12 protein-coding genes (1 of these 12 only partly in view) are annotated in these 25659 nt (G+C 65.2%); 8 read left to right on the forward strand and 4 right to left on the reverse strand.

Annotated features, from left to right (window positions below):
* Together ACILRJ_RS15640 and ACILRJ_RS15645 are read left to right on the forward strand one after the other, a co-directional pair.
* Window positions 1–10701: the 3' portion of an RHS repeat-associated core domain-containing protein gene (locus ACILRJ_RS15640; RefSeq protein WP_395684131.1), read on the forward strand. It extends 225 nt beyond the left edge of the window; only the last 10701 of its 10926 coding nucleotides appear in the window; its start codon lies beyond the left edge, outside the window; it ends in the stop codon at window positions 10699–10701.
* The gene (locus ACILRJ_RS15645) at window positions 10701–11114 is read left to right on the forward strand and encodes a hypothetical protein (RefSeq protein WP_395684132.1); all 414 of its coding nucleotides are present in this window, start codon (window positions 10701–10703) and stop codon (window positions 11112–11114) included. The genes ACILRJ_RS15640 and ACILRJ_RS15645 overlap by 1 nt, the downstream gene beginning before the upstream one ends.
* Before the next feature lie 396 nt (window positions 11115–11510).
* On the opposite strand, the gene ACILRJ_RS15650 is transcribed toward ACILRJ_RS15645, so the two are convergent.
* Entirely contained in the window at window positions 11511–12245 is a 735-nt protein-coding gene (locus ACILRJ_RS15650; RefSeq protein ID WP_395684133.1) for an integrase core domain-containing protein, read from the reverse strand.
* A gap of 344 nt (window positions 12246–12589) precedes the next feature.
* On the opposite strand from ACILRJ_RS15650, the gene ACILRJ_RS15655 reads away from it, so the two are divergent.
* The 4 genes from ACILRJ_RS15655 to ACILRJ_RS15675 all read left to right on the forward strand — a co-directional run bounded on the left by ACILRJ_RS15655 (window position 12590) and on the right by ACILRJ_RS15675 (window position 18444).
* Window positions 12590–15481, forward strand: a complete 2892-nt coding sequence (locus ACILRJ_RS15655; RefSeq protein ID WP_407065742.1) for an RHS repeat domain-containing protein — start codon at window positions 12590–12592, stop codon at window positions 15479–15481.
* A gap of 65 nt (window positions 15482–15546) precedes the next feature.
* On the forward strand, window positions 15547–16083 hold the full coding sequence (locus tag ACILRJ_RS15660) for a hypothetical protein (protein ID WP_395684134.1): 537 nt from the start codon (window positions 15547–15549) through the stop codon (window positions 16081–16083).
* A gap of 819 nt (window positions 16084–16902) precedes the next feature.
* Window positions 16903–18008, forward strand: a protein-coding gene (locus ACILRJ_RS15670) for an IS3 family transposase (RefSeq protein ID WP_395684135.1) whose coding sequence is annotated in 2 segments (ribosomal slippage) — window positions 16903–17161 and window positions 17161–18008 — 1107 coding nt in all. Because the reading frame shifts where the segments join, the coding sequence is not laid out codon by codon here.
* 97 nt (window positions 18009–18105) lie between these two features.
* Complete coding sequence (locus ACILRJ_RS15675; protein ID WP_395684136.1) at window positions 18106–18444, forward strand: hypothetical protein; 339 nt, start codon at window positions 18106–18108, stop codon at window positions 18442–18444.
* A gap of 575 nt (window positions 18445–19019) precedes the next feature.
* On the opposite strand, the gene ACILRJ_RS15680 is transcribed toward ACILRJ_RS15675, so the two are convergent.
* From ACILRJ_RS15680 to ACILRJ_RS15690, 3 genes are all read right to left on the reverse strand, one after another.
* On the reverse strand, window positions 19020–19529 hold the full coding sequence (locus ACILRJ_RS15680; RefSeq protein WP_395684137.1) for a hypothetical protein: 510 nt from the start codon (window positions 19527–19529) through the stop codon (window positions 19020–19022).
* An 84-nt stretch (window positions 19530–19613) separates the two neighbouring features.
* Window positions 19614–21356 (reverse strand): hypothetical protein, encoded by a 1743-nt coding sequence (locus tag ACILRJ_RS15685; RefSeq protein ID WP_395684138.1) that lies wholly within the window; start codon window positions 21354–21356, stop codon window positions 19614–19616.
* Window positions 21357–21450: 94 nt separating this feature from the next.
* A complete protein-coding gene (locus ACILRJ_RS15690; RefSeq protein WP_395684139.1) occupies window positions 21451–22026 on the reverse strand; it encodes an ECF-type sigma factor in 576 nt (191 codons plus the stop codon).
* Between the two features lie 1026 nt (window positions 22027–23052).
* Here ACILRJ_RS15690 and ACILRJ_RS15695 point away from each other — a divergent pair.
* Together ACILRJ_RS15695 and ACILRJ_RS15700 are read left to right on the forward strand one after the other, a co-directional pair.
* Window positions 23053–23955: a RimK family alpha-L-glutamate ligase gene (locus tag ACILRJ_RS15695; protein ID WP_395684140.1), complete on the forward strand. Its 903-nt coding sequence runs from the start codon at window positions 23053–23055 to the stop codon at window positions 23953–23955.
* Between the two features lie 122 nt (window positions 23956–24077).
* Entirely contained in the window at window positions 24078–25610 is a 1533-nt protein-coding gene (locus ACILRJ_RS15700; protein WP_395684141.1) for a choice-of-anchor Q domain-containing protein, read from the forward strand.
* Window positions 25611–25659: the final 49 nt, after the last annotated feature.

Consider the following 25659-nt stretch of genomic DNA (forward strand, 5'->3'; position numbering starts at 1 on the left):
GATGCACGTGCCGCCGTCGCGGCGGCACTCGCAGAGCGCCCGACGCAGGCCTCGGCGAAAGGCGTGCCGTCGCAGCATTCAGCGTTCGGTGGCTATGTGGCGAGCCTTCGCCGTGTCGCGCAGGCTGCCGTGCAGGTCGAACGCGCGTGGTCGAGCAAAACGACGCATGTTGCCAGCGAGTCACTTGGCGCTGCGTTGAACGACCTTGAGGCGCAGCGTTTGCTGGTCGATGCGCGTATTGCACAGATCGATCGTTTGGTGAAAACGTTGCCTGCCCTCGCAGGCCAGCGCTGGCAAGCGCATCGCGCCGGCCTTCTCGCCGCGTTGTCGCGCATCGATGCACTGGCGCAGCCCGACGCCGCCGCGTCGCGCACCAGCGAACTGCGCGCCGCGATCGATGACGAGCTGCGCGATGCCGCACCGGCGTACGGTGCGGCCAGCCTGCCCGTATTCCGGCCGCGCGTCGCGGCGCGCGATCCGCAGATCACGCCAGCGGTGACGCCGAGCTATGCCGATGCGACCCGTGACGTCGAGCCGATCGCCGCAGACTACGGCGCAAGCGAGGACGCGCCACTGTCCGCGCCGATCCTTGCACAGGCCGAGGCACTCGGCCACGACTACACGCGCATCTTCGATTTCGTGCGCAGCCAGGTGCGCACGCAGTGGTATGCCGGCGCGCAGAAGGGCGCCGAGGCGACGCTGCGCGCGCACGCCGGCAACGACGCCGACCAGGCCAGCCTCCTGATTGCCCTGCTGCGCGCGAGCGGCGCGCCGGCGCGCTATGTGCGCGGCGTGTTCGATGTGCCGGTCACCGACCTTGCGGCGATGCTCGGCGTGCGCGGCGACGACGTGGGCCGCGCATTGACCGCCGCGGGCGTGCCGAATCGGCCGTTGGTCAGCGGCGGTCATATCCGCGCGTTCGCGATCGAGCAGGTGTACGTGTCGGCGTGGCTACCGTATGCGAACTACCGCGGCACGGCAGCCGACCTCGACGGGCGTGCATGGATTCCGCTGGCGCCGGCGATCAAGCCGCACCGGTTTGTGCCCGCCGCGGGAGCGCTCGCGCGCGCCGGCATCGTGCCCGGAACCTTTGTCGAGCAGTATCTCGCCTCGTCGCAGACGCTGGCGCCGCTCGACCTGCTGCGCCAGCAGGTGAGCGATGCGTTGTCGCAACTGACGCCGGCACTTGCCTACGCCGCTCAGCTCTCACATCGGGAGGTGGACGCGGCGCCGCTCGAACTGTTGCCGGCGAGCCTGCCCGTGCCGGTCGAGGCAGTCACCGGCGAGTTCGCGCAGCTGCCCGAGACCTTGCGCCAGCACGCACACGTCGTCGTGCGCGCAGGCAGCAGCGAGAGCGATGCGGTGGTGTTCGACCACACGTTTCCACTCGCGCAATTGTTGGATCGGCGCGTCACCTTGTCCTATCAGCCGGCCTCGATCGACGACGGCCGCATCGCGGACGCGCACGGCGGGGTAGGTTCGACGCCGCCCTATCTAATTCACTTGCGCGTGGTGCTCAACGTCGCAGGTCAGCCGGCGGCGAGCGGCGGCGGCGAGCTAGAGGGTGGCGCCGCCCATCGCGTGGAGATCACGCTGGACGGGCCGGCCGGGAGCGTCTCGGCGGCGCAGCAGGTCACCGCTGGCGGCCTTGCCGCGCTGGTGTTCGACGCGCAAGACAACGAACCGGCCGAACAGGCCGACAACGAGGTGCTCGTCGGCGAAAGCGAAACCAGGGCAGCGCGCGTGCTGGCGAACTTCGGCGCACGTTACCTCGCCAACTGGGATCGTGCCGAGGGCGAACTCGCAAATCTTCTTGGCGTCAGCGTGGTGCAGCCGTTTCCGTCGGTTGCCCTGGTCATCAACCAGTACGACGTCGAGCGCATCAATGGCGTCGCCGATGCGCTCGACTGGCGCGGTGTCGCGATCGACGCGGCATTGCGTCCGCGCGAACCGATCGCGCAGAGCGCCAATGCAACCGCCGCCATGGACTGGATGGCGCTGGCCGCACTGCAGGGTTCGGTGCTGGAGCACCTGCTGTTCGAGCAGCAGTGGGCGGTGGACAGCCTTTCCGCCGACAAGGGCCTCGCGCTCGCGCGCGAGCAGGGTATTCCTGTGCTCAACCTGACCCAGGCCAGTGGCCTCTCCGGCCTCAACCAGCCGCAAGCGGTGCAGGAGACGATTGCGCAATGGCTCGCGCGCGGCTACGTGGTCGATGTGCCGCGCGATCCGATCACGTACGAGGACTGGAGCGGAGCGGTGTGGCGGGTTCGCTCGCTGCCTACCGGTGAAGCGGGCTACTTCATCGCGGGCGCACTCGCGGGGGGCTCCACCGCGATGCCGCCCGAACTCTGGTATTTCCGCGATCTGGTGGAATGGCTCTCCAATCCCTACGGAGCAGAGGCCTCGGAAGACCCGCGCAGTGCCGTCGCGATCTCGCTCGATGCATCGGCACAGTTTCAGGACGGCGTGGTCGATACCGAAGTGGCGAAGCCGCTGCTCGCCTTCCTGCAGGACGCGCAAGGGCGCCCGGTCAAGGGGGCGATCGTGCACTTCACGCGCACGCTCGGCTCCGGCCATCTGATCGATGCCAACGGTCAGCCGGTGGATGCGCTGACGACGACAACCGACCAACGGGGCGTCGCGCACGCGCGCTACCGGTTTGGCCAGCGCCAGCAAGGGGTTGGAAACTATCGGGTAGTTCCCGACCAGCCGCATCCGCAATGGGTCGAAGCGCAGACCGTCGAGGTGTTCGCCGAATCCGATCTCGGCAACCTGCAACCGGGTCAGCCGTACTGGTTGTACGCCTGGCCTGACTTGCCGACGACGCTGGTATTGCAGGGGCCCGATGCCGGCAGCCTCACGCCGGGCCTGAGTTATGAACAGATCGAGATGCAGGTGACCGATCGTTTCGACAACGGCGTCGCCAACGTCGCGGTGAATCTGACGGCGGCGACGCAGTACACGCCTGTCGCCCTGTGCTGGGGGACGGCCTCCATCACACCCACCGATGCCGCCTTGTTTGAAGGCGACCAATGTCCGCGCGATCAATTGCAACTGACCGGCAATGCCTGCGCCACGCCGGCGCTGTCGCTGCGGTCGCAATCTCGGCCGAGCACTGTTTTTGTGGTGCCGCCGGCGACCGCGCAGGCAACGGTAACGGTGGCAGGCGTCGCAGCAGGCGACGATGCGAGCCTGCACTTGTCCACCGGAAACCGCTTCGATGCGTGCTCCGATCCGCACGACGTCGTCGTCGCGTGGAGCTACGTGCCGGGTAGCGGCCTCATGCCGCAACATGGCTCCAGGCATTTCAAACCGCTGGATGCTGCGGCGCCCGGCGATGTGGTGCCGTTGCGTTCGGACTTCTGGGGCGCAACGTTGGTCGCCAACGCCAGCTACGTGCGCGTCGACTGGCAGCCGATCCACAATGCCTATTGGGCGGGTTTCCTCGCCAATGGCAGTCTCGTCGGCTATCACGAAGTGGCTGATGCGCAGGGTCAACCGAGCGGCAGCTACGTGCTCGACGTACGCGCCGGACCGGAAGCAGGTCCGATCCACGGGCGCATCTTTGCCAAACGGAGCGGCCCGCCGGTGGATGACCCCAATGGTGGGGATACGACCCATGCCTGGTCGCTGGACCTGCGCGCTCCGACGGTCGCGCCCGCCTCGGTCCCGCTGACACCGTTCGGCGTCACCGATGCGCCGATGCTTTTCAAGGCGAGTGGCACGCCGGAGGACTACCTCGCTTCGCCGGCCGCGCTCGAGTTCCTGCAAGACGACGAGGTGTTGTTCAGCTGTGCCGGGGTAATGCAACAGATCGCCACGCTCGCCTGCAACGTGCCGCGCGGCGTGCCGATCGACGCCAGCAAACACTACAGCGTGCGAACCGTGCTCAACGACGGCACCCCGTTCCGCTTCCAATCGCCGCGCACCCCGGTGTTGTTCGGCAGCGGCATCGTCGCCGGCTACGGCGTGCTGCCGCATCCGCTCGATGGAGGGTCGCAGCCACCGGGCGGCGAGATCGGTGACGAGTTGGCGCTGGTGCAAGGCCGCTATCCGACCGCGCTCGCGATCGAGGACAGCGTCGATATCCCGAGCGGCTATTCGTGCGCGTCGAGCGCGCGCTTCGGCTACGTGCTGGCGCAGGATGCGACCGTTTCCCTCGCCTTCTATCGGCTCGACGTCGGCGGCAACCCGGCCAGCGTCGCGACGTGGACGGCGCTCGACAACGTTTCAGTGACGCACGGTCTCAACGACGTGCCGATCACCTCGGATCATCTGCCGACCGGCGCCTACAAGTACGAGTTCAAGGCGGTCTCCGGCGACGGCACCATCGAATCGTATGCCGGTCGTGCCGATCATGGCAGTGAGCGGCACGATGCGCTGCCGCTGGCGCATTCGTTCGTGAAGGGCGTGGATGTCCATTCCGGCGGCGCCGTCTTGTCGGAAGAGGACATCGCAGTCGGCGGTCGCGGTCCGGGCATGAAGCTCACCCGCACGTATGCAAGCCACCAGGGCAACGAGCGGACGTTCTTCGGCCGCGGCTGGTCATCCGAGCTGGATGCGCAGGTGCTGATCGACGACTGCGGGTCGCGCATCGTGACAGGTTCGGCGGGGCAGGGGCAGCGTTTCGTGCGCGATCCCGACGACCACGACGCCAGCGACGGCTACCGCTATCTCGCGACCAGCGGCTATCACGGCACGCTGGTCGAGATGGCCGGCAACTACGACTTCTACGCGAAGGATGGAACGCGCCATCATTTCGCCGAGGCCGACACGCGCGGTCCGCGCCTGAGCTACATCGAGGACACCAACCGCAATCGCGTCGGCTACGCGTATGAATCGAATCAGGGCGCGAAGCGTGTCAAGCGCGTCGAGGACTCGGCCGGCCGTGCAATCGATCTCACCTACGTCATCAAGCACGTCGAGCGCCAATCGGGCGGATACACCCTCAAGGAATCCTTCACGGTCGTCAGCGACGCGCGCGGCCCGGGCGGCTTGCTGGTGCACTACGACTACGACGATCTCGGCAACCTGAGCAAGACGACACGCAGCGATGCCAGCCATCTCGGCGACCGCACGCACGCTTATGCGTATATCGATCTCGGCGACATCTGCACTGGCGATCCGGATGACGGCGGGGTCATCTGCCACCGCCTCGGCTATCGCCTGAAGACGACCACCAATGTGCCGGACGCAGCGGTGCGAACCTACGACTACGCGCTCGGCTGGTCGGGCATCAACACCGACCACGGGGTGGTCTACATCCCCGAGCAGCGTGTCCACACGGTCACCGAGCCCGATGCGGGGGTCACCACGTTCGACTATGTGGGTATTCGCGGTCTCGGCCCGGTCACGACCGACATCACGGATGCGCGAACCAAGCCGAGCCACTACGCGCTGAACCGCTACGGCGCTGCCGAGGGCGTGACCGATCCGGCAGGAACGACGACAACCGAATGGGACCTCCAGCACCTCGAACCGCATGTGGTCACGGATGCGCTCGGTACCACGACGACGTACACCTATGACGATGCAGGCAATCGCGTTTCCGAAGCGATCGTCCATCCGACGGCTGGCACGATCACGCGCAGCTGGACCTACAAGCCGCGGGGCGAATTCGATCCGCCGTACGTCCGCAATCGCGTCGATGTCGCCACCGATGGCCGCGGCCACCCGACCCGCTACGACTACGATGTTCACGGAAACCTCACCGGCACGACGCGAGGCGGGATCACTGAACACGATGGCTACGGTCCGAACGGCGACCATGCCAGCCACACCGATGGGCTCCAACATCTCTGGCTATGGCGGTACGACACCTGGGGCACGCTGCGCGAGGCGGAAGATCCGCTACACCACGTCACTGCCACGACCTTCGACGAGCGCAGCCGCAAACTCTCCGAGACCGACGCGAACGGGCATCGCACGACCTGGACCTACGATGCACAGGATCGCCTGCTGACGACGACGTTCCCGGCGACCGAGGCCGGTGTGGCGGTGCAGACGACTGTCTACGACGATATCCACGACACGCGCACCGACGCCAATCCGAATGCGCATGTGACGGTTTCCTCGTTCGACCTGATGGGTCGTCTCGTTGGCGTGCGTCGCCACGACGGCAGCACGCGCGCGCTGTCCTACGACAAGAACGGCAATCTTCTCAGCGAGACGGATTTCGCCAATCCGCCGAATTCGACCACCTACGTCTACGACGATGCCAACCGGCGCACGGAGACGCATGCGCCCGAGCGGCGCACGACGCTGGCGACGTACGACGCACTCGGGCATGTGCTCGCCGAGACGGTCGGCGAAGGCGACGACGCAGCGCTCGATCAGCGCGTGACGACCTACGAGTACGCGCATCCCCTGTACAAGCGCACGCTCGTAAGCCGTCGGCTCGATGCCGGCACCCGCGCCGACGAGCGCAGCGAGTACGACGCGAACGGCAACACGACGAAGATCACCGATCCGCTGCTGCGCCAGACCACGCGCCTCTACGACGACCGCGATCGCCTGTATGAAGAGGATGCGCCACTCGACAAGGTCACCACGACCGCGTACGACGCGGCCGATCGCATCGTTTCGCAAACGCTGTCGGGCCCCGGCCTGGTCGAGCAGCTGCGCAAGCGCGAGTACGACGACGCGAACCGCTTGACTGCAACAGTCGACGCGGAAAACCATCGGCGCACCTTGGGTTACGACAATACGAACAACGTCACCTCCCGCAGTGACGCGCGCGGCAAGCTGACGCGCTTCGAGTACGACGCGCGGGACCGCGTGACGAAGGAGATCGGGCCGGTCGCGGGCCAGGTCACGACCTACCGTTATGATCTCGCCGGCAACCGCACCCACGAGGTGTGGGCCAACGGCAACGATCGCACGTCGACGTTCGATACGCTGGAGCGTCACGCGACCACGACCGACAACGTCGGTCCGCTCGAATCGTTCACCTGGACCGCCAATGACCAGGTCGAGACGCGCACGGATGCGAACGGCCACGTCACTCACAACCATTACGACGGCCTGCATCGGCTGACGCAGCAGGATCTTCCGCCGATCGCAGGGCAGGTGCGCACGCTGCGCACGGCCTACGACGTCCATGGCGATGTGGTCTCCACGACCGATGCCGGCGACCATGCGACCACGCACCGCTACGACGCGCTCGGCCGCAAGACCTCGACGACCCTGCCGTCGATTGCCGGTGAACCCGATGCCGTTCTCGGATTCGGCTACGACCTCGCCGGCAACCTCACCAGCCAGACCGACGCGCGCGGCAACACAACGGCATTCGAGTTCGACGCACTCGATCGCCGCACGAAACAGACCGACCCGCCGACCGCGGATGCACAGGGCGCACCCGGCGCCGAGAATGGCCGTTTCGTCCAGCATTGGACGTTCGACGTCGCCGGCAATGCGCGCTCGCACACCGACCGCCGCGGCATCGTCACCGCCACCACCTACGACCGCGAGAACCGCGCGCTGACCGTCGTGCGCGATGGCCTGACCACGAGCACGCGCACGTACGACGAGGACGGTCGCCTGAAGAGCGACACCGATGCGCTCGGCCGCGCGACGACGACCACTTGGGACGACGCCGGTCGCAAGGTGAAGGAGGAGCGCCCGCTCGGTTTCGCGCAGGCGTGGACGTACGAACCGCTCGGCGACATCAAGTCCGCGACCGACGCCGACGGTCGCACCACGACGAACACGTACACGCCGCGCCGTTACCTCGAATCCGAAACCAACCACGCCAGCGAAACGACCACCTACGGCTACGACGGCGAGGGCCACCGCACCTCGATGCGCCGTCCGCTCGGCGAAGGCCATGACTGGACCTACGCCTACGACGAAGGCGACCGCCTCGTCCGCGTGACCGACCCGGTTGGCGCAACGATCGGCGCGAGCACGACGTTCGGCTACGACCTCGACGGCGACCTGACGTCGCAGACCGACGCGAATGGCCACACGACAACGTTCGACTACGACGCCCGTCACCACCGCACCGGGCTCATCTATCCATCGACCGCGGCTGGTACTGCATCGGCCCACTGGACCTGGGACGCCGACGGCAACGTCGCAACCGAGACGACACCGAACGGCAAGGTCCTGACCTCCACGTTCGACGCGCTGAACCGCCAAACCGCCGAGTCCATCGACGCCCCGCTCGCGACCGAAATTGCCCAGACAGGGTTCCGCCAAGACGGCAACGGCAACGTGGTCCAGATCGACGAAACGATCAACGGCACCACCCGCCACGCGACCCACCACTACGACGCGTTCGACCGCCTCGACGCCGATACCGACGTCCATGGCAAACAGGCGGTCTATGCCTACGACGCGGTCGGCAACCGCCTCCAGCTCAGCAGCGACGCTGCGACCACGCTGTGGGGCTACAACGCCCTCAACCAGAACGATGCAGTCACGGTGCCGGGGCAGGGCACGACCGCACTGGCTTACTTCCCAAGCGGCAAGCTCCATGTCCTTACTCGGCCCGATGGATCGACCAGCACCACCGAATACGACACCGCCGGACGCATCCAGTCGATCGTCCACGCCAAGGCCGGCAGCGAGATCGCGCACGCGGCGTACGCCTACGACGCCAACGGCAACCGCACCGAACAGAAGGAAGCGAACGGCGCCGTCACCGGCAACGCGGAACAACGCACGACCTACACCTACGACAACGGGGATCGCCTGACCGACACGCAGACGCCCGATCGCTCGACGCACTACGTGCTCGACGCGACCGGCAACCGCACGCACGAAACGATCCGCGACGCATCGAACGTGCTCATCGGCGACAGCACGCTCGTGTACAACGCACGCGGCCAGCTGACGACCCGCGACGACCCCGCCGCCAACGTCCATGTGGCCCTGACCTACGACGCCGACGGCAACACGCAGACCCAGACCGATGCCAGCGGTCCGCGCACGTTCCGCTACGACGCGCGCGACCGCCTGATGACGCTGGAGCAGCCGAACGCCCCACCGCTCGGCTTCGACTACCAGAGCGACGGCCTGCGCATCGCCAAACGCCAGGCCAGCCAGGAAACCCGCTACCAGTACGACCAGCACAGCCTGCTGGCCGAGACCAACAGCATCGGCAACAGCCTCGCCCGGTATCACTACAGCGCAACCCAGCTGATCAGCCGCACCGAACAGGGCAGCACGCCGACCCAGCGCCACTACCTGCTCGACAGCCTCGCCACCCCGATCGCCCTGCTGACCCAGCAAGGCAGCATAAGCGCACGAACGAAATACGACGCCTGGGGCGAGATCGTCACGCAACAAGACGCCGGTGGTGTCGTCACGACATCAAGCACCGACGGCACCACCGCCGACCTCACGCGCACCGACGCACAATCCATCGGCTACACCGGCTACCTGACCGATCAGGAAAGCGGCCTGTACTACGCCAAGGCCCGCTATTACGACCCGCGCATCGCGCGGTTCACGACGGAGGACCCCGAGGAAGGCGAGGCGATGCAGCCGCCGAGCTTGCATCGGTATTTGTATGCGTATGCCAATCCTACGGTGTATACGGATCCGAGTGGCCGGTGTGCGGAACCGGTGACGTTCGTGATCTGCGCTGGCCTTGCAGGCGTGATCACATGGGCGGGCAGCGTCATCCAAGACGAGTGGTCGAACAACAAAGGGTTTGGTGAGGCTGCGACAAGTTCACGCAACATCATCAACGGCGCTGCAGTTACGGGTACAGTTCTGTCTGGTGGCACGATTGGAATTCCAGCGACAGCAGCGATCGTCACAACTGGAGGTGCCATCGATGTCGCGCATCAGACGGCCGTCGAAGGTAAGAGCCTGGATGAAGTGGACTACGGACAGTCGCTGCGCATGGGTGGCATCAGCGCATGGGGTGGCCCGATCCTCGGGCGAGGTTTGGCTTCGGCGACACCGTGGATTGCTGGCGGATCGCGCGTGGTCGTCGGCGGCGCCGTCGCGTACGGTGCCTATCAAGGCGGCGGCGACATCGGCGAGGGCATCGCCAATGGAAACGCGTCGCAGGTGCTGCTCGGCGTCGGCGAGACGGGGTTCAGTTTCGCCGGTGCGGGAACGCTAGCGAAACCGAGGCTGAGTGCACTGCGTTTGTCGGAACTGACGCCATCGCAGTTGGACGCGCGCTTGGATACTCTGACGCCGCGAATTGGGAACGCAGAACCTTTAACGATCACCGAATCTCCAAACGCCGGCGACATCGCTGCTGAGCCTGCGCTGCCAGGTAAGACGATCTACGTTGACTCGAAGGGGAACGCGATCGTAGGAGATTCGACGCTGCCGACCAACTATCGTGGCGAGAACGTTGTCGTTCCCGAAGGTCATGTAAAAAGCCTCTTGGACCCGAGCTACGACGAACCGCCGATAGTTGATCCAGGCCCGTTCACCGACGCTCAGCGCAATGCGTTCCTCGCAGGGAGGGCCGGTGATACTAGGCTTGCTCCACATCACCGGAACCAGTTGCCGACGAGTTACGGCGGCGTGATAGACGAAATTCCCGGTTCTGGTCATCCATCGGGAAATACGCATATGCAGGCAGGACGGCACCCTGGTTCGTCTGTCTTCAATGCTGCAGAAGGGGGGAACGCGATGCGCGCTCGCGAGATACGTAACCTATGGAAAGCCAAAGGGCGCCGTCTTGAGAAAACACATCACGGCTGGATTGATTCCGGCCCAGGAGGCGGATGATGTCCGACCAACTAGACATCGTACGTCAACTAGGCAGCGAGTTCGGGTTGCGTTATGGTTTTCTTTACGACACTTCATCGGAAGTCCTTAAGACCTTTGGAGACGTTGAAAAACTTCAACATCCGGCGATCGTTCGACGACTGATCGCCACACCAGAAGATATTCGCAATCTGGAGGCGCTGTTGAGATCGAGACCGTTTCCGGCTACGTTCACCCAAGGAAAAACGCGGAGCATTCTTGGGCTCGTTGATTCGAAATTTGTGGTTGGTTTTTTTCTAGATTCCGACCTGTCGGCGAAGGAGCATTTTGAATTTGCTGTGCGAGTTCACAAAGAAGCTGTCGAGCGCCTGATCGGGCCAAAAATAAACCAGCAAGGTAGCCCGGATGGAGCGCAGCGCAATCCGGAAATATGAAGCGGAACAACGAAGCCAGATAAAAGGGTGTGGCGCACGGCGTGCTGGAAGCGTTGCAAGAAAAGGGGACGGAGTGGACTACCCCCGATTTCTCGGACAGTCTAATTAGACAACACCGACGCGGCGAAGTCTTGGGGTGAGCGGTTGCCCAGTGCACTGTGCAATCTGTCCCGTCCAGACTGTCCACGCACCTTTCCTAGTTGCGCAACGACCACGTTTTCGACGAACTGACCGCCTCCGCGCATGATTGAAGCGCTTCTGCATCGGCTCGCACACATCAGAACCACCGCCACGCGGTGGTTTTTGTGCTTCTGGAAGGCGCCTTTCCTTCCCGCGGATAGGTCCGCCCGTGGACAGCCATGCCCGAGTGGTCGCGGCGAAAGAAAAAGCGATCGATCATGGCGGGAAGTACCACCCCGTCAACTCGCCATCCCAGACACGCAGCCAGCGCGGCTTGCCGGTTGCGCGCTTGTGTCCGCTCCACGCCTCGACGGGTGTGCGCATCGCCAGATGCTGATGCGGTCGCGCGTGGTTGTACCAGGCGCGGAACTCGATCAGCTTCACGCGCAAGTCGCCGCTGTCCACGACCATGATCTTGGCCAGCGCCGCCTTGAACGTCCCGAACAGCCGCTCGATCCGTCCGTTCTGCCACGGACAGTGAACGTCGGTGCGCTGCATGCGCACGCCGAGCAGCCCGAGTGCGAGCTTCATCGTCCGCGACACGAAGCACGGCTCGTTGTCGGTACGAATTGTCCTAGGCAATCCGAAACGCCGGAACGCTGCGATCAGCTCGACGAGGATCGTGAGGCTGCGCTTGTCCGCGAGTTCAGCCAGCCGCAGGCAGGCACGCGTGCCGTAATCGACCACGCCGAGCACGAGCCGTTGCTTGCGCGTCAGGCCCGTCACCGTGGACAGGTCCAGCGCCCACACCCGGTTGCGTGGCAGTTCGCGCGGCACGCGGTGCTTGAGCGTCCGGCGCAAATGGAGAACTTCGCTGCGGCTCGTCTTCAACACATAGGCGACGTACGACTTGCTGACCGTCATGCGTCGCGCGATCGCATGCCGCCGGTTGAACGCATCCGCGATCTTGCGGCAACCCAGATCGCCCGACCATGCCTTGAAGCGGATCACCTCGCGCCGGACCCAATCCGGCTTGCGCTGGTTCAGCGCCGGAACACCAGCGCGAACATCGCATCATCCTTGATCGCTTTGCGCGAGCGGCCAGTGTAGCGGCGTACCGCCGATGCGGCGTCGCGCTGCTTGTCCTCCTGCTGACCGCTCTTGCGCGCGCGGTGCTGGCGAGCGATGCGAACCCTGCCGCAACGACCTACTACCGCGAGAACCGCCCGCTGACCGTCGTGCGCGATGGCCTGACCACGAGCACGCGCACGTACGACGAGAACGGTCGCCTGAAGAGCGACACCGATGCGCTGCAGCGCACGACGACGACCACTTGGGACGACGCCGGTCGCAAGGTGAAGGAGGAGCGCCCGCTCGGTTTCGCGCAGGCGTGGACGTACGAACCGCTCGGCGACATCAAGTCCGCGACCGACGCCGACGGTCGCACCACGACGAACACGTACACGCCGCGCCGTTACCTCGAATCCGAATCCAACCACGCCAGCGAAACGACCACCTATGGCTACGACGGCGAGGGCCACCGCACCTCGATGCGCCGTCCGCTCGGCGTAGGTCATGACTGGACCTACGCCTACGACGAAGGCGACCGCCTCGTTGGCGTGACCGACCCGGTGACCGCGGCGGCCGGATCGAGCACGACGTTCGGCTACGACCTCGACGGCAACCTGACGTCGCAGACCGACGCGAATGGCCACACGACAACGTTCGACTACGACGCCCGTCACCACCGCACCGGGCTCATCTATCCATCGACCGCGGCTGGTACTGCATCGGCCCACTGGACCTGGGACGCCGACGGCAACGTCGCAACCGAGACGACACCGAACGGCAAGGTCCTGACCTCCACGTTCGACGCGCTGAACCGCCAAACCGCCGAGTCCATCGACGCCCCGCTCGCGACCGAAATTGCCCAGACAGGGTTCCGCCAAGACGGCAACGGCAACGTGGTCCAGATCGACGAAACGATCAACGGCACCACCCGCCACGCGACCCACCACTACGACGCGTTCGACCGCCTCGACGCCGATACCGACGTCCATGGCAAACAGGCGGTCTATGCCTACGACGCGGTCGGCAACCGCCTCCAGCTCAGCAGCGACGGTGCGACCACGCTGTGGGGCTACAACGCCCTGAATCAGAACGATGCGGTCACGGTGCCGGGGCAGGGCACGACCGCACTGGCTTACTTCCCAAGCGGCAAGCTCCATGTCCTTACTCGGCCCGATGGATCGACCAGCACCACCGAATACGACACCGCCGGACGCATCCAGTCGATCGTCCACGCCAAGGCCGGCAGCGAGATCGCGCACGCGGCGTACGCCTACGACGCCAACGGCAACCGCACCGAACAGAAGGAAGCGAACGGCGCCGTCACCGGCAACGCGGAACAACGCACGACCTACACCTACGACAACGGGGATCGCCTGACCGACACGCAGACGCCCGATCGCTCGACGCACTACGTGCTCGACGCGACCGGCAACCGCACGCACGAAACGATCCGCGACGCATCGAACGTGCTCATTGGCGACAGCACGCTCGTGTACAACGCACGCGGCCAGCTGACGACCCGCGACGACCCTGCCGCCAACGTCCATGTGGCCCTGACCTACGACGCCGACGGCAACACGCAGACCCAGACCGATGCCAGCGGCCCGCGCATGTTCCGCTACGACGCGCGCGACCGCCTGATGACGCTGGAGCAGCCGAACGCCCCACCGCTCGGCTTCGACTACCAGAGCGACGGCCTGCGCATCGCCAAACGCCAGGCCAGCCAGGAAACCCGTTACCAGTACGACCAGCAGAGCCTGCTGGCCGAGACCAACAGCATCGGCAACAGCCTCGCTCGCTACCACTACAGCGCAACCCAGCTGATCAGCCGCACCGAACCGGGCAGCACGCCGACCCAGCGCCACTACCTGCTCGACAGCCTCGCCACCCCGATCGCCCTGCTGACCCAGCAAGGCAGCGTGAGCGCGCGAACGAAATACGACGCCTGGGGCGAGATCGTCACGCAGCAGAACAGCAGCGGCACCGTCACGAACAGCGACACCGACGGCGCCATCGCCGACCTCACGCGCACCGACGCACAACCGATCGGCTACACCGGCTACCTGACCGATAGCGAGTCCGGCCTCTACTACGCCAAGGCGCGCTACTACGACCCGTGCATCGCGCGGTTCACGACCGAGGACCCGGAAGAGGGCCACTCGATGCAGCCGCCGAGTCTGCATCGGTATCTGTATGCCTACGCGAATCCAACTGTTTATACCGATCCCGATGGACGCTGTGCCGAGCCTGTAACCGCATTCCTTTGCTTAGCTGCGCTTGGTGCCGAAATCGGCTTCTCGGCGGACTTCCTCAGCCAGGAACATGAAAGCCTCAGCGCGGGCCGCTCCGATACGCTGGGCGGTTTCGTCAGACATGACTATGACGTCAAGCGAGGGGCGCTCAATACCGCTGTTGGCGCGGCGACCGGTCCGATCGGCGGCGGACTCGCGCAAATCGGAGTTCGCCCCGCGATCGCGATAGCTGCGTCTGTGACCACCGGCGCCGGAATGCAGACCGGTGTCGAAGCGTTGACGACGACGGATCCGAACTTCGATCCTAAAGAAGCATTCCTCCGCAACGAAGCGATCGGCGCGGCGTTCGCGGTGGGTGGCCCGATCGTCGCTCGCGCCGCGAAGGGGGCGTTCAATGCGCTGGCACCGGGATTGTCCGATTCCGCGTCACGCGTGGCTGCCGGATTGCGTAGCAAGGTCGGGGCTGCAGATTCTGTAGTCATCGCCGAGGATGCGGCCAGCGCAGCGGCGCGGCTTGAGCGCAAGATGCCGATCAGTCCGGACAGTGATTTCAGGCCGCTCAGTCAACCCAGTTTGGGAGCCTCTGGAAAAACGTTTGTCGTACCTAGAGAAAAGGCCGATCTTCTTGCTGAGTATCAGCGTGCTGCCGTAGAAGGGCGCTTGATTAGAACGGATCCAAAGACAGTGCGAGGCTCCGGCTTTCGATCTAAAGTGGAGCAGGAGCATGGCCCACCGCCAAGCGAGTCTTATCAGGCCGACCATAAAATTGAGTTGTGTATCGGTGGTGCCGACTGTGCCAAGACTAACGGACAGTGGCTGGATCAACCACTAAACTCTGCGTCTGGCGCAAAGATCGGGAATCAGATCAAGAGTGACCCGATTGGCACTAAGTACACGAGCGTGATTTTGGAGAAACCAAATTGACGACGTTTCAATCAATCGAGGCGGCCGCATTGCGTCTACCGAAGCTATGCCCAATGAATTGCGAAATGCCGGCAGATGTCGAGCTTGGGATCTCTTTTAGTGCTCTCCGTCAGTGGGTGGTGAGAACGGGTGGAGCCATCGCGCTTGACGGCGCGCTCCGATTTTTTCCTCCTTACTCTTGCAACGCACTACCCGGCTTGGCCGTTTGGAATGAAGCGACTGGCTGGAAGAAGAACTATTTGAGTTTGACTCCGATCGATTTGGTGATATTTGCTGAGGATGCATTCGGTACACAATTCTACATTGAAGAAAGTGGTCGTGTAGGTATTTTTTGGCCTGAAACAGCAGAAAGAGAGCCTCTCTCTCTCTCTGTTCCGCAGTTCTTTGAGACAATTGCCGATGATCCAGAGGGAACGATAAACATTTCGTTGTACGAGGATGCGGTGGCGTCTATGGGGCCCTTGAAACTTTCCGAGCACTTTGCTTTTCGATTGGAGACGGCGCTTGGAGGGCGTCCCAGTCTTGATAACTTGATTGTCATGGACTCCAGCCGGCATATGGCTGCTCTTGGAAAGATTGCAGTTCAGCTCGCGCGCATATGAGCGATAACAGAGTCAGAGTGCCTTATCTCGAAGTGTCGTCAGTAGACGGCGCGCGGGAGGGGGCAAGCGATGCATGCGTGGATCATCGGCGACTTCGCACCGGGTGCTATCCACATCCGGGCAGTGTCGGCCCGTCGGAAGTTCCCGGTAGCAAGCTGTCACCGGCAATGCCGAGCAGGTCACGCGCTACACCTATGACAATGCGGACCGCCTGACCGACAAGCAGACGCCAATCGCTCGACGCGCTACGTGCTCGACGCGACCGGCAACCGCACGCACGAAACGATCCGCGATAACGGGGTCAGAGTGCCTTATCGCGAGCTAGACGTGTCATAGGTGGATCGTCGGTGTGACTGCATGTCCCAGTGCACCCGCATCCAGCTGCGTCCGCCGGTCATAGCTGCTGAGGCGAGCGCGCGATAAGGCACTCTGACTCCGTTTCTCTTGATCAACAAGCCTGATGTTGAAAGTGCACCGGTCCACGTTCAAATAACGCCGTGAAGTACAACTTAGAAATTCGAGCAGTCGCTTCGCAGTCTCGGTCCATCCAAGAAAAGCACAATGCCTTCTTGCATGGACTCGACGGCCTTCCGTCACCTTGGGGAGTCCGCCATCCCCTTCCGGCGCCCGATCCGGGAAGTGGACTCAGTTCCGCATTGAAGGTGGCCAGGCTGTTGGGGAAAGGGCTTCGCGGGGATTTGGTCTACCAGCTTCGCAGGCCATTTCGCAATGATGCATCGCAGGACGACTACGACGTCCCCCCGATTTTGAGTAGCACCGCGATCTGGAGTCCAATCCCCACCGAAGAGGAGATTGGACGTGAAGAAGCGTTTCAGCGAAGAACAGATCATCGGCTTCCTGCGTGAAGCGGAAGCCGGCGTGGCGGTGAAGGACCTGTGCCGCAAGCACGGCTTCAGCGAGGCGTCGTACTACCTGTGGCGGAGCAAGTTCGGCGGTATGAGCGTGCCGGACGCGAAGCGGCTGAAGGAGCTGGAGACGGAGAACGGCCGGCTGAAGAAGCTGCTTGCCGAGCAGGTGCTCGAGAACGAAGTGATCAAGGATGCGCTGCGAAAAAAGTGGTGACCGCACCGGCGCGCAGGGAGCTGGTGCGGCAGATGACGACCAAGGGGCTGAGTGAACGCCGCGTGTTGGCGGTGGTGGGCATGAGTGCGAGCGCGTTGCGCTATTCGCCACGCCCGGACCGCAACGTGGCCCTGCGCCAGAGGATCATCGACCTGGCGCATCGGCATCGCCGCTACGGCGTCGGGATGATCCACCTCAAGCTCGGTCAGGCGGGTGAGAAGGCGAACTACAAGCGCGTCGAACGACTGTATCGCGAGGCCCAGCTGCAGGTGCGTCGGCGCAAGCGCAAGAAGGTCCCGATCGGCGAGCGGCAACCGCTAGAACGACCCACACAGGCCAACGAGGTGTGGTCGATGGACTTCGTGTTCGACCGCACGGCCGATAGTCGCGTGATCAAGTGCCTGACGATCGTCGACGACGCCACGCACGAAGCGGTCGCGATCGAGACGGAGCGCGCGATCTCCGGTTATGGCGTCGTCCGCGTACTCGAACGTCTGGCGTTGAGCCGGGGATTGCCGAAGGTCATCCGCTCGGACAACGGAAAGGAGTTCTGCGGGAGAACCATGGTCACATGGGCGCACGCGCGTGGCGTGCTGCTGCGCCTGATCGAGCCGGGCAAGCCGAACCAGAACGCCTACATCGAATCGTTCAACGGCCGCCTGCGTGACGAATGCCTCAACGATCACTGGCTCACGCATCTGCTGCACGCCCGCACCGTCATCGAGTTGTGGCGACGCGAGTACAACGAGGAGCGACCGAAGAAGGCCCTCGGCGGGCTGACGCCTGCTGCCTATGCGAAACAACTGGCCGACAAAGCGGCTAACATCGAACCCGGACTCTAGATCCGACCGCTACTCAAAGCGGGGGGACGTCGACTACATAAACGTAGTTTTCGATCCGGAGAAGGTCGACTATCAAGCGCTGGTTTGCGGAGTCTTCTTGCAATACGTCGAGGCGTTCGGCGGGTACTACGCAGAAATATCAGATGATGAGTTCATCTTCATCGATCACGAACGGCGGCGTCAGCTAGGCATCGATAAGCGTAGTGCTATTTATCGACTCCCTCCTGTTTGCTACATGCACAAGAATTTGTGTTTGCAAGCACTTGAAGTATCGCCCGCAGAAGTAGTGAAGCGATTGCGAGGAAAGGTCGAAGATGTGAAGGAAACATTGGATGGCGTATTTGTTGTGCTGACGTCTAAGGTTTTGCCAACAGCAGAGATGGACGCTATTTGCTGGCAGGCAAAGAGCTATTTGCAAGCGCGGTGGCAGCGGTAAGGGGCTCGGCGGTAAGGGGGTCAGAGTGCCTTGTCGCTGAGTGTCGTCGGTACTTGAGGTTCGACCGCTGGCGACACTCAATGCAACGCCGCCGGCAGCAGCACCGGCTGGGAGAGGGTGCTGAGTGGAGTTCCCCAAGAAATGCCCCGGCAAACAGCCAGGAGCAGGGAGTCGCGGCAGACCAGCACCCGCCACGGAGAGAGGTTGTCGCGGTCGGCGGTCAGGGAATCGTGATCGCCGCGCCGCTGTTGTCGTAGGCCTGGTCATGCACCTGCGCGGGGAAGCCAAGCGGTCCGGTGGTGACGAGGTGTCGTAGCCGTAGTTCAGCGCGCTGGTGGTTTCGTTGTAGAACACGCCGCCGCAGTAGCCGTCCACGCCGCCGAGCCACGCCGTATCCGACGACGATCTGCAGGCGATCGAAGCCATGAATAGCTCTGCGCGACCGCGCGGGTTCGGGCAAATCGAAGTACGTCTGCCTGCGACGCACGCAGTCCCGTTGGCTGCTAGGTTCCGCTGTGTCCCCGCTCCCCCACGCGCGCGGCCGCTGGTGCCCGCGCGGGTGCGATACGTCATCGTCAGCGCTTCTTCCTGCCCACGTCGACCGGCGCGTCGAAGGGTAGGCTGAAGCTGCCGTTGCGCAGTGTCTCACTGTTGCTCGGCATCTTCGCGCAGTGGCCGTGCAATTCGAATTGGCCCTCGATGCGCGCGGCATCGACGCGCGTGATCTGCACCCAGCTCGAACCACCGACCGTGTTGTCGCAGCCGATCACGCGGAACGCGGCGGCGCCGTTCGCGGGTATCGGATGGCGGCCGGGCTTGTCGGCCTTCACGCGCAGGTCGAGGCGGGCGCTTTCGTTGCCGCGTCCGAACTGCTCCACCGCCAGCACGAGTTCGCCACGTGCGGCATCGAAGCGGTAGTCGAGCCGGTCCGGCGCGTTCCAGACCATGGTGTAGAAGCGCGTCGAGAAACGCGCGCGCGACTTGGCCGCGGCCGAGGGCGCACCATCGGCGGGCACCGCCGAAAACGCCGGCGCGATCCCGGCAAACAAAAGGGTAAGCAGGAGGAAAAAGCGGGGTGCGTGCATCGGGCCAACCTCGTCTGTGCAGGATTGCCTGACGCAGTACGCAATGCGGCGCGCGATCCTTCGCGGCGCCGACTGTCCGTTCGTTCAGTGGCTGCAACCGCTCCACCAGCACGGATGGCTCGCGATGAAGTCGATCAGCGCCTGGTGCTTGGGCGTGCTGGTGTGGTCGACGTACTCGAATGCGCCCCAGCTGCCCCATTTGCCGTAGCTGCCGGAGGCGGTGAACTGCAGGAACAGCTCGCCCTTGGCGCGCCAGTCGGCAAGGTTGTGCGTGACTGCATCGCCCATGCGCGCATCGCGGTTGGCGGCGGTGAACAGGGTGGTGATCGCCGCGTCGTTCTCGACGCCGAACACGCCGACGAGGTGCTGGCCGCCTTCGTAACTGATGAGGTGCAGGCCGCGCGCATCGGCCGCGGTGCGCTGCGGCGCGAGCCAGTGACGCGCCTCGGCCAGCGCGCCGCCGGGCGGACCGCCCGCGAGTTGGCCGCCTTGTTCGATCTCGGTGAACAGCGTGTCGAGGGTCCAGCTGCGCACCGTCGCCTGCGCGGACGGCTGGCCGAGGTAGCCGCCGAAATACGGCGCGATCGCGACCGCACCGATGCCATGCGCGCTGCACGGCTGCAGGGTCGAGAACGGGCAGTCGGCGGCCTGCGTCTGCGAATATGCATTCGCCGCCTGAGCGCCGAGCACGCAGGTGACGCGATCGGCGTCACTGCCCCACGCGGCCTTCCACAGCTCGCACATCTGCGCGGTGCGCTGGCCGTGCCAGTTCATGCGTCGGTCGAACGGCGTGCCGCGCGGATTGCCATGCGCGTCGAGAAAGTCCTGCGTGCCCTGCTGCTCGACCCAACCGCCCTGCACGAACCCGCCATTCCACACCTCGTTGGAATATTCGACGTAGACATGCAGGTCGTGGCGCAACAGGCGCCGGACCTTCTGTGCGAAGCGCTGCATGTAGTCGTCGCCGGCGAGGTGCGGCATGTTGAACCAGGGGTCGGTGTCGGTGCGATTGGCGAGCTCGACCATGATCTCGAGCGGCACGCCCTTGTCGGTGGTCCAGCGCACGTCGGCCAGTTGCGGGCGCGCATCGAAGTCGCCCTGGGTGGAGCCGCCACCGCTGTCCGGACCATTGGTGCGCATCCAGTCCATGAAGCGCAGCACCTTGTACTTGCGGATGAAGGCGAGGAAATCTGGATGGAAGAGCTGCGACGGGCCGGAGTGCTCGTCGTAGCCGGGCATCCACACGTGCACGTTGCGGATCGGGTCGTTCGGGTTGATGCGGTCGAAGCGCATCGCCCAGCCGTTGTCGGTGGTGGTCACCTCGAGCACGTCGCGATGCGCGCTGGACGCGGCGCTCTTGCGCACGCCATAGTGGTAGCTGATGGTGCCGTCGCCGTCCCAGGTCACGACGTAGGTGGACCCGGTCGCCGGCCGATGGCCCTGGTAGGAACCGTACAGGAACAGGGTCGCGACCGCGTCGTACTGTGCCGTGGCGCAGCCGGCGACGTCGCTGCGCGGTTGCAGCGTGCGCGGATAGCCGTGCGCGTCGAGGTCGAGGCACGCTTCCTCGTTGGTGTCCCAGCCGCCGCTCTGCCTGAGCGTGATCCACTCGCGCGACTGCTTCATCGCGTCGACGAAGTCGGCACTGGTCGAATCGTCCTTGACTGCATCGAGGTTGGCGCCCAATGGCGAGCGGTCGTTCGGCGCGAAGTCGAAGCTGTTGCGGAACACCGTCTCGTACGCGCGTGCCGGTTGCAGCAGGGTGGCCGCCAGGATCAACACGCCCGCGGCAAAACGCAGCATCGCTGCACTGGCAGATCTTCGCATCACATTCCCCAGTCGAATGAAAGCCCGCCGACCTGCAACGCAGCAATGCGCCGCGCGTTGACACCGATGAGATCCCCGCAGCGGCGCGGCGGTTTCAGCCCGAGCCGGCGAGCTGGGTCTTCAGCCACGATGAGGCGTGTGCCCACTCGCGGTTGACCGCGGACGGGTGGATCGCGAGCGCCTGCGCAGTCTCGTCGATGGTGAGGCCGGCGAACACGCGCAGCTCGACCACGCTGGCCGCGCGCGGATCGAGTTTCGCGAGCGTCGCCAGCGCGTCGTCGAGCGCGATCAGCTCGGCCGGATTCGCGCTCAACGCGGCGTCGTGGCCCTCCAGCGACAGCGGCGCCGCGCCGCCGCCGCGCTTGTCGGCGAGCTTGCGCCGCGCGCGGTCGACCAGCACCTGGCGCATCGCGCGCGCGACAATGCGCGCGAAATGGCCGCGGTCCTCCGCTGGCGGCGCGCGCGCGGCGAGGGTCAGCTTGATCAGCGCGTCGTTGAGCAAGGCGGTCGGCTGCAGCGTGTCGTGGCCGGACTCGCTGCGCAGCACCGCCGCAGCGAGCCGTTTCAGCTCGCCGTACAGACGCGTGAACACGCGGTCGCGCGCGGCAGGATCACCGTCCTGCCAGTCGCGGATCCAGCCGGTGATGTCGTCGGCGGTGGCTTGCTGCATGCGCCAAGCATACGCGAGGCCGGCGCCGGCGACTGCGAAACGGCCCCGCCGGCGCGCCGCGATCGAGTGCGGCGCAGCGTGCTCGCGGCTCGAAGCCGTCGCCCGAAGGTCATTGTCGTTCCTTGCGAATGCGGGCGGCTCCGGCCGTTGCTGCGCAGTACGCAGCCCGGCGGCAGTTTCTCCGATCTTCCCGACCGACCTCGTCGGCGTGGCAATCGACGCCAACGATTGAACAATCCCGCTGCACGGGTGTTCGACTTCGCGGAGCGTTGCTCCGCTGCGCTCAACACGAACGGCTGAAGATTCTCCTTAGTCGTTGCAGGTGTTTCGACTTCGCGGAGCTTCGCTCCGCTGCGCTCAACACGAACGGGCGAAGATTCCCCGAGCGATGGATGAGAATTCCCCGAACGGTTCGAAATTCCCGCTCACTACCTGATCACGTCCGGGGCAGGCTCCGGGCGCTGGCCCGCGACCAACAAGACTCCGTTCACCCTGAGCGCAGGCGCGTAGCGCCGGAGTCGAAGGGCGCGTCTAAGTCATCGCAGGTGTTTCGACTTCGCGGAGCGTTGCTCCGCTGCGCTCAACACGAACGGCGGAGATTCCCCTTAGTCGTTGCAGGTGTTTCGACTTCGCGGAGCGCCGCGCCGCTGCGCTCAACACGAACGACTGAAGATTCCCCTTAGTCGTTGCAGGTGTTTCGACTTCGCGGAGCTTCGCTCCGCTGCGCTCAACACGAACGGCTGAAGATTCCCGAGCGATGGATGAGAATTACCGAACGGCTCGGAATTTCCGCTCACGCGCGGATCACGTCCGGGGCAGGCTCCGGGCCGGGCGCTGGCCCGCGACCTACAAGACTCCGTTCACCCTGAGCGCAGGCGCGTAGCGCCGGAGTCGAAGGGCGCATTTCAGCATTGCAGGTGCTTCGACTTCGCGGAATTTTGCCCCGCCGCGCTCGACACGAACGGCTCTTTCCTGCAACCCGAACGGCTATGCTTGCGCGTCCTTCCATCACCCGTTGGGTGCCGCATGCAGCGTCCACGCATTGCCCTCGCCAGCGTCGCCGCCGCGCGCGCGCTCGATGATGACCTCCCGCCGCTCGAAGCCGCGTTGCGCGAGGCCGGTGCCGAGGTCGTGATCGCCGACTGGGACGACCCCGCGTTCGACTGGCGCGGCGTCGACCTCGCGCTGCTGCGTTCGACCTGGGACTACGCCGAACGCCTGCCCGGGTTCCTCGCCTGGGCCGAGCGCGTTGCGACCCAGACCCGCCTGCTCAATCCGCCCGACGTGCTGCGCTGGAACACCGACAAGCACTATCTCGCCGACCTCGAACGCGCGGGCGTCGCGATCGTGCCGAGCACGTTCGTCGAACCCGGCATGGACGCAAAGGCCGCGCTCGATGCATTCCTCGCCGGCACCGATGCGAACGAATTCGTGGTCAAGCCGAGCGTCGGTGCCGGCTCGCGCGATGCACAGCGCCACGGTCGCGTCGATTGCACGCGCGCGATTGCACACATCGCGCGCCTGCTCGATGCCGGCCGCAGCGTGCTGTTGCAACCGTACCTCGAGCGCGTCGACGAACACGGCGAGACCGCACTGATCCACTTCGACGGCGTCTTCAGCCACGCGATCCGCAAGGGACCGCTGCTGCGCCGCGGTGACGGGCCCACCGATGCGCTGTTCGCGGCCGAGGACATCACCCCACGCGTGGCGAGCACGGACGAGCGCGAGCTCGCCACGCGCGCATTGGCGGCGATTCCGTTCGCCGGGCCGCTCGCCTACGCGCGCGTCGACCTCATTCACGACGCCGACGGCGCGCCGCGCCTGCTCGAACTCGAACTGGCCGAGCCGTCACTGTTCTTCGCACACGCCGCCGGCAGCGCGCGGCGCTTTGCCGACACGCTGCTCGCACGCATCGCTGCGCCGGCCTAGTCGACCCTGCCACGAGGACCCGGCGAGGACGTATCCCGGCGGGTTGAGGTATTCGGCGCGATCCTGCGTAGCAGTGAGGATGCGGCGCGCACGCCGCGCCATCCCCAGGAGAGAACGCCATCGTGTCGCCGACGACAGTCCCGTATTGCGCACCATCGCGGCCGACGCGCGCCGCTCCGTCCCGGCGTAGCCTCGCCGCGGCTTTGCTGCTCGCGCTCGCACCGTTCTCGGCGAATGCGGCCACGATCGCCGTCACCTCGCCGGACGATTCCGATTCGAGCGCAATCGGCACGTGCACGCTGCGGCAGGCCATCATGTCGATGGATGTCGGTGGACTGGTGGCGGCCTGCCACAAGACCGGCGCATTCGGTGTCGACGACACGATCACGTTCGCCACATCGGCGATCACCGGTGCAGCGACGCCCGGCACGGTCACGCTTGCCGATTCGGCGGACGCGGGCGGAGGCATCGGCGGCACGCTGCTCGTCACGGCCGCGCACCTGACCATCGACGGCAGCGCGTGGCGTGGCAGCGGCCCCGGCCTCTACCCCGACGGCGTGACGATCGCACGGCCGGTCGGCGCGACCAACCGATTCGGCGTACTGCGCGACTCGGCGCCCGCCGGCAGCCGGCTGGTGCTCGTCGGCGTGGCGATACGCAATGGCGACGCATTCGAGCCACGCTGCAACGGCGGCCGCGAAGGCGGCGGCGTGTGCATGGAGGCAGCGGACCTGTCGATGAGCGACTGCCGCGTAAGCGGCAACACGGCCGCGTTCGCCGGCGGCGGCATCGCCTCGCCAAGCGGTGCGGTCACGCTCGAGCGCTGCACGATCGACCACAACACTTCCTACCTGGGCGGCGGTGTGGGCACCGGGACCGGCACCGTCACGATCACTTCGAGCACGATCGAGGGCAACGGCGAATGGGGCACGTCCCATGGCGGCGGCGTGCATGCGCTTGGGGCGCTCGTCGTCGTCGACAGCACGATCAGCGGCAATCTCGGCAAGCTGGGCGCGGGCATCGCGGTCGACGGCACGCTGAGCCTGACGCGCAGCCTCGTCGCCGGCAACGAGGCGTACTACGACGGCGGCGGCATCCACGCGCCCGCCGGCACGATCACGTTGGCCGGCAGCACGGTCAGCAACAACTTCGCGCGCTACAACGGCGGCGGCATCCATTCCGCGGCCACGCTGACGGTCACCAACAGCACGATCAGCGGCAACCACTCCTTGCGCGACGGCGCCGGCATCTACTCCGACGGGATCGTGCACCTGGTGCATGCGACCATTTCGGCGAACTCGGCCAGCGGCGTCGGCGGCGGCCTCGAGGGCAACGGCTCCGCGACCATCGACCGTTCGATCGTTGCCGGCAACACGCAGTCGTCCGGCGGCGACATCGACATGGCGGAGCCATGGACGGGCAGCAACAACCTCGTCTTCGCCAGCAGTCTCGATCTCGGTCCGCTGCAGGATAACGGCGGCTCCACGCCGACGATGATGCCGGGCCCGACCAGTGCGGCGATCGATGCGATCGCGCCCGTGGACTGCGTGCAAACGACCGATCAGCGCGGCATCGTGCGCCCGCAAGGCACGGGTTGCGACATCGGCGCGGTCGAGGTCGCGTCCGACGCGATCTTCGCCGACGGTTTCGAATGACGAAGCCGGTCGCGACGCGTGCGGGCAATCGGTTGGCATTCCGTCGACG

Origin of the sequence: Dokdonella sp. (assembly GCF_044227025.1) — a bacterium.
Lineage (GTDB): Bacteria > Pseudomonadota > Gammaproteobacteria > Xanthomonadales > Rhodanobacteraceae > Dokdonella_A.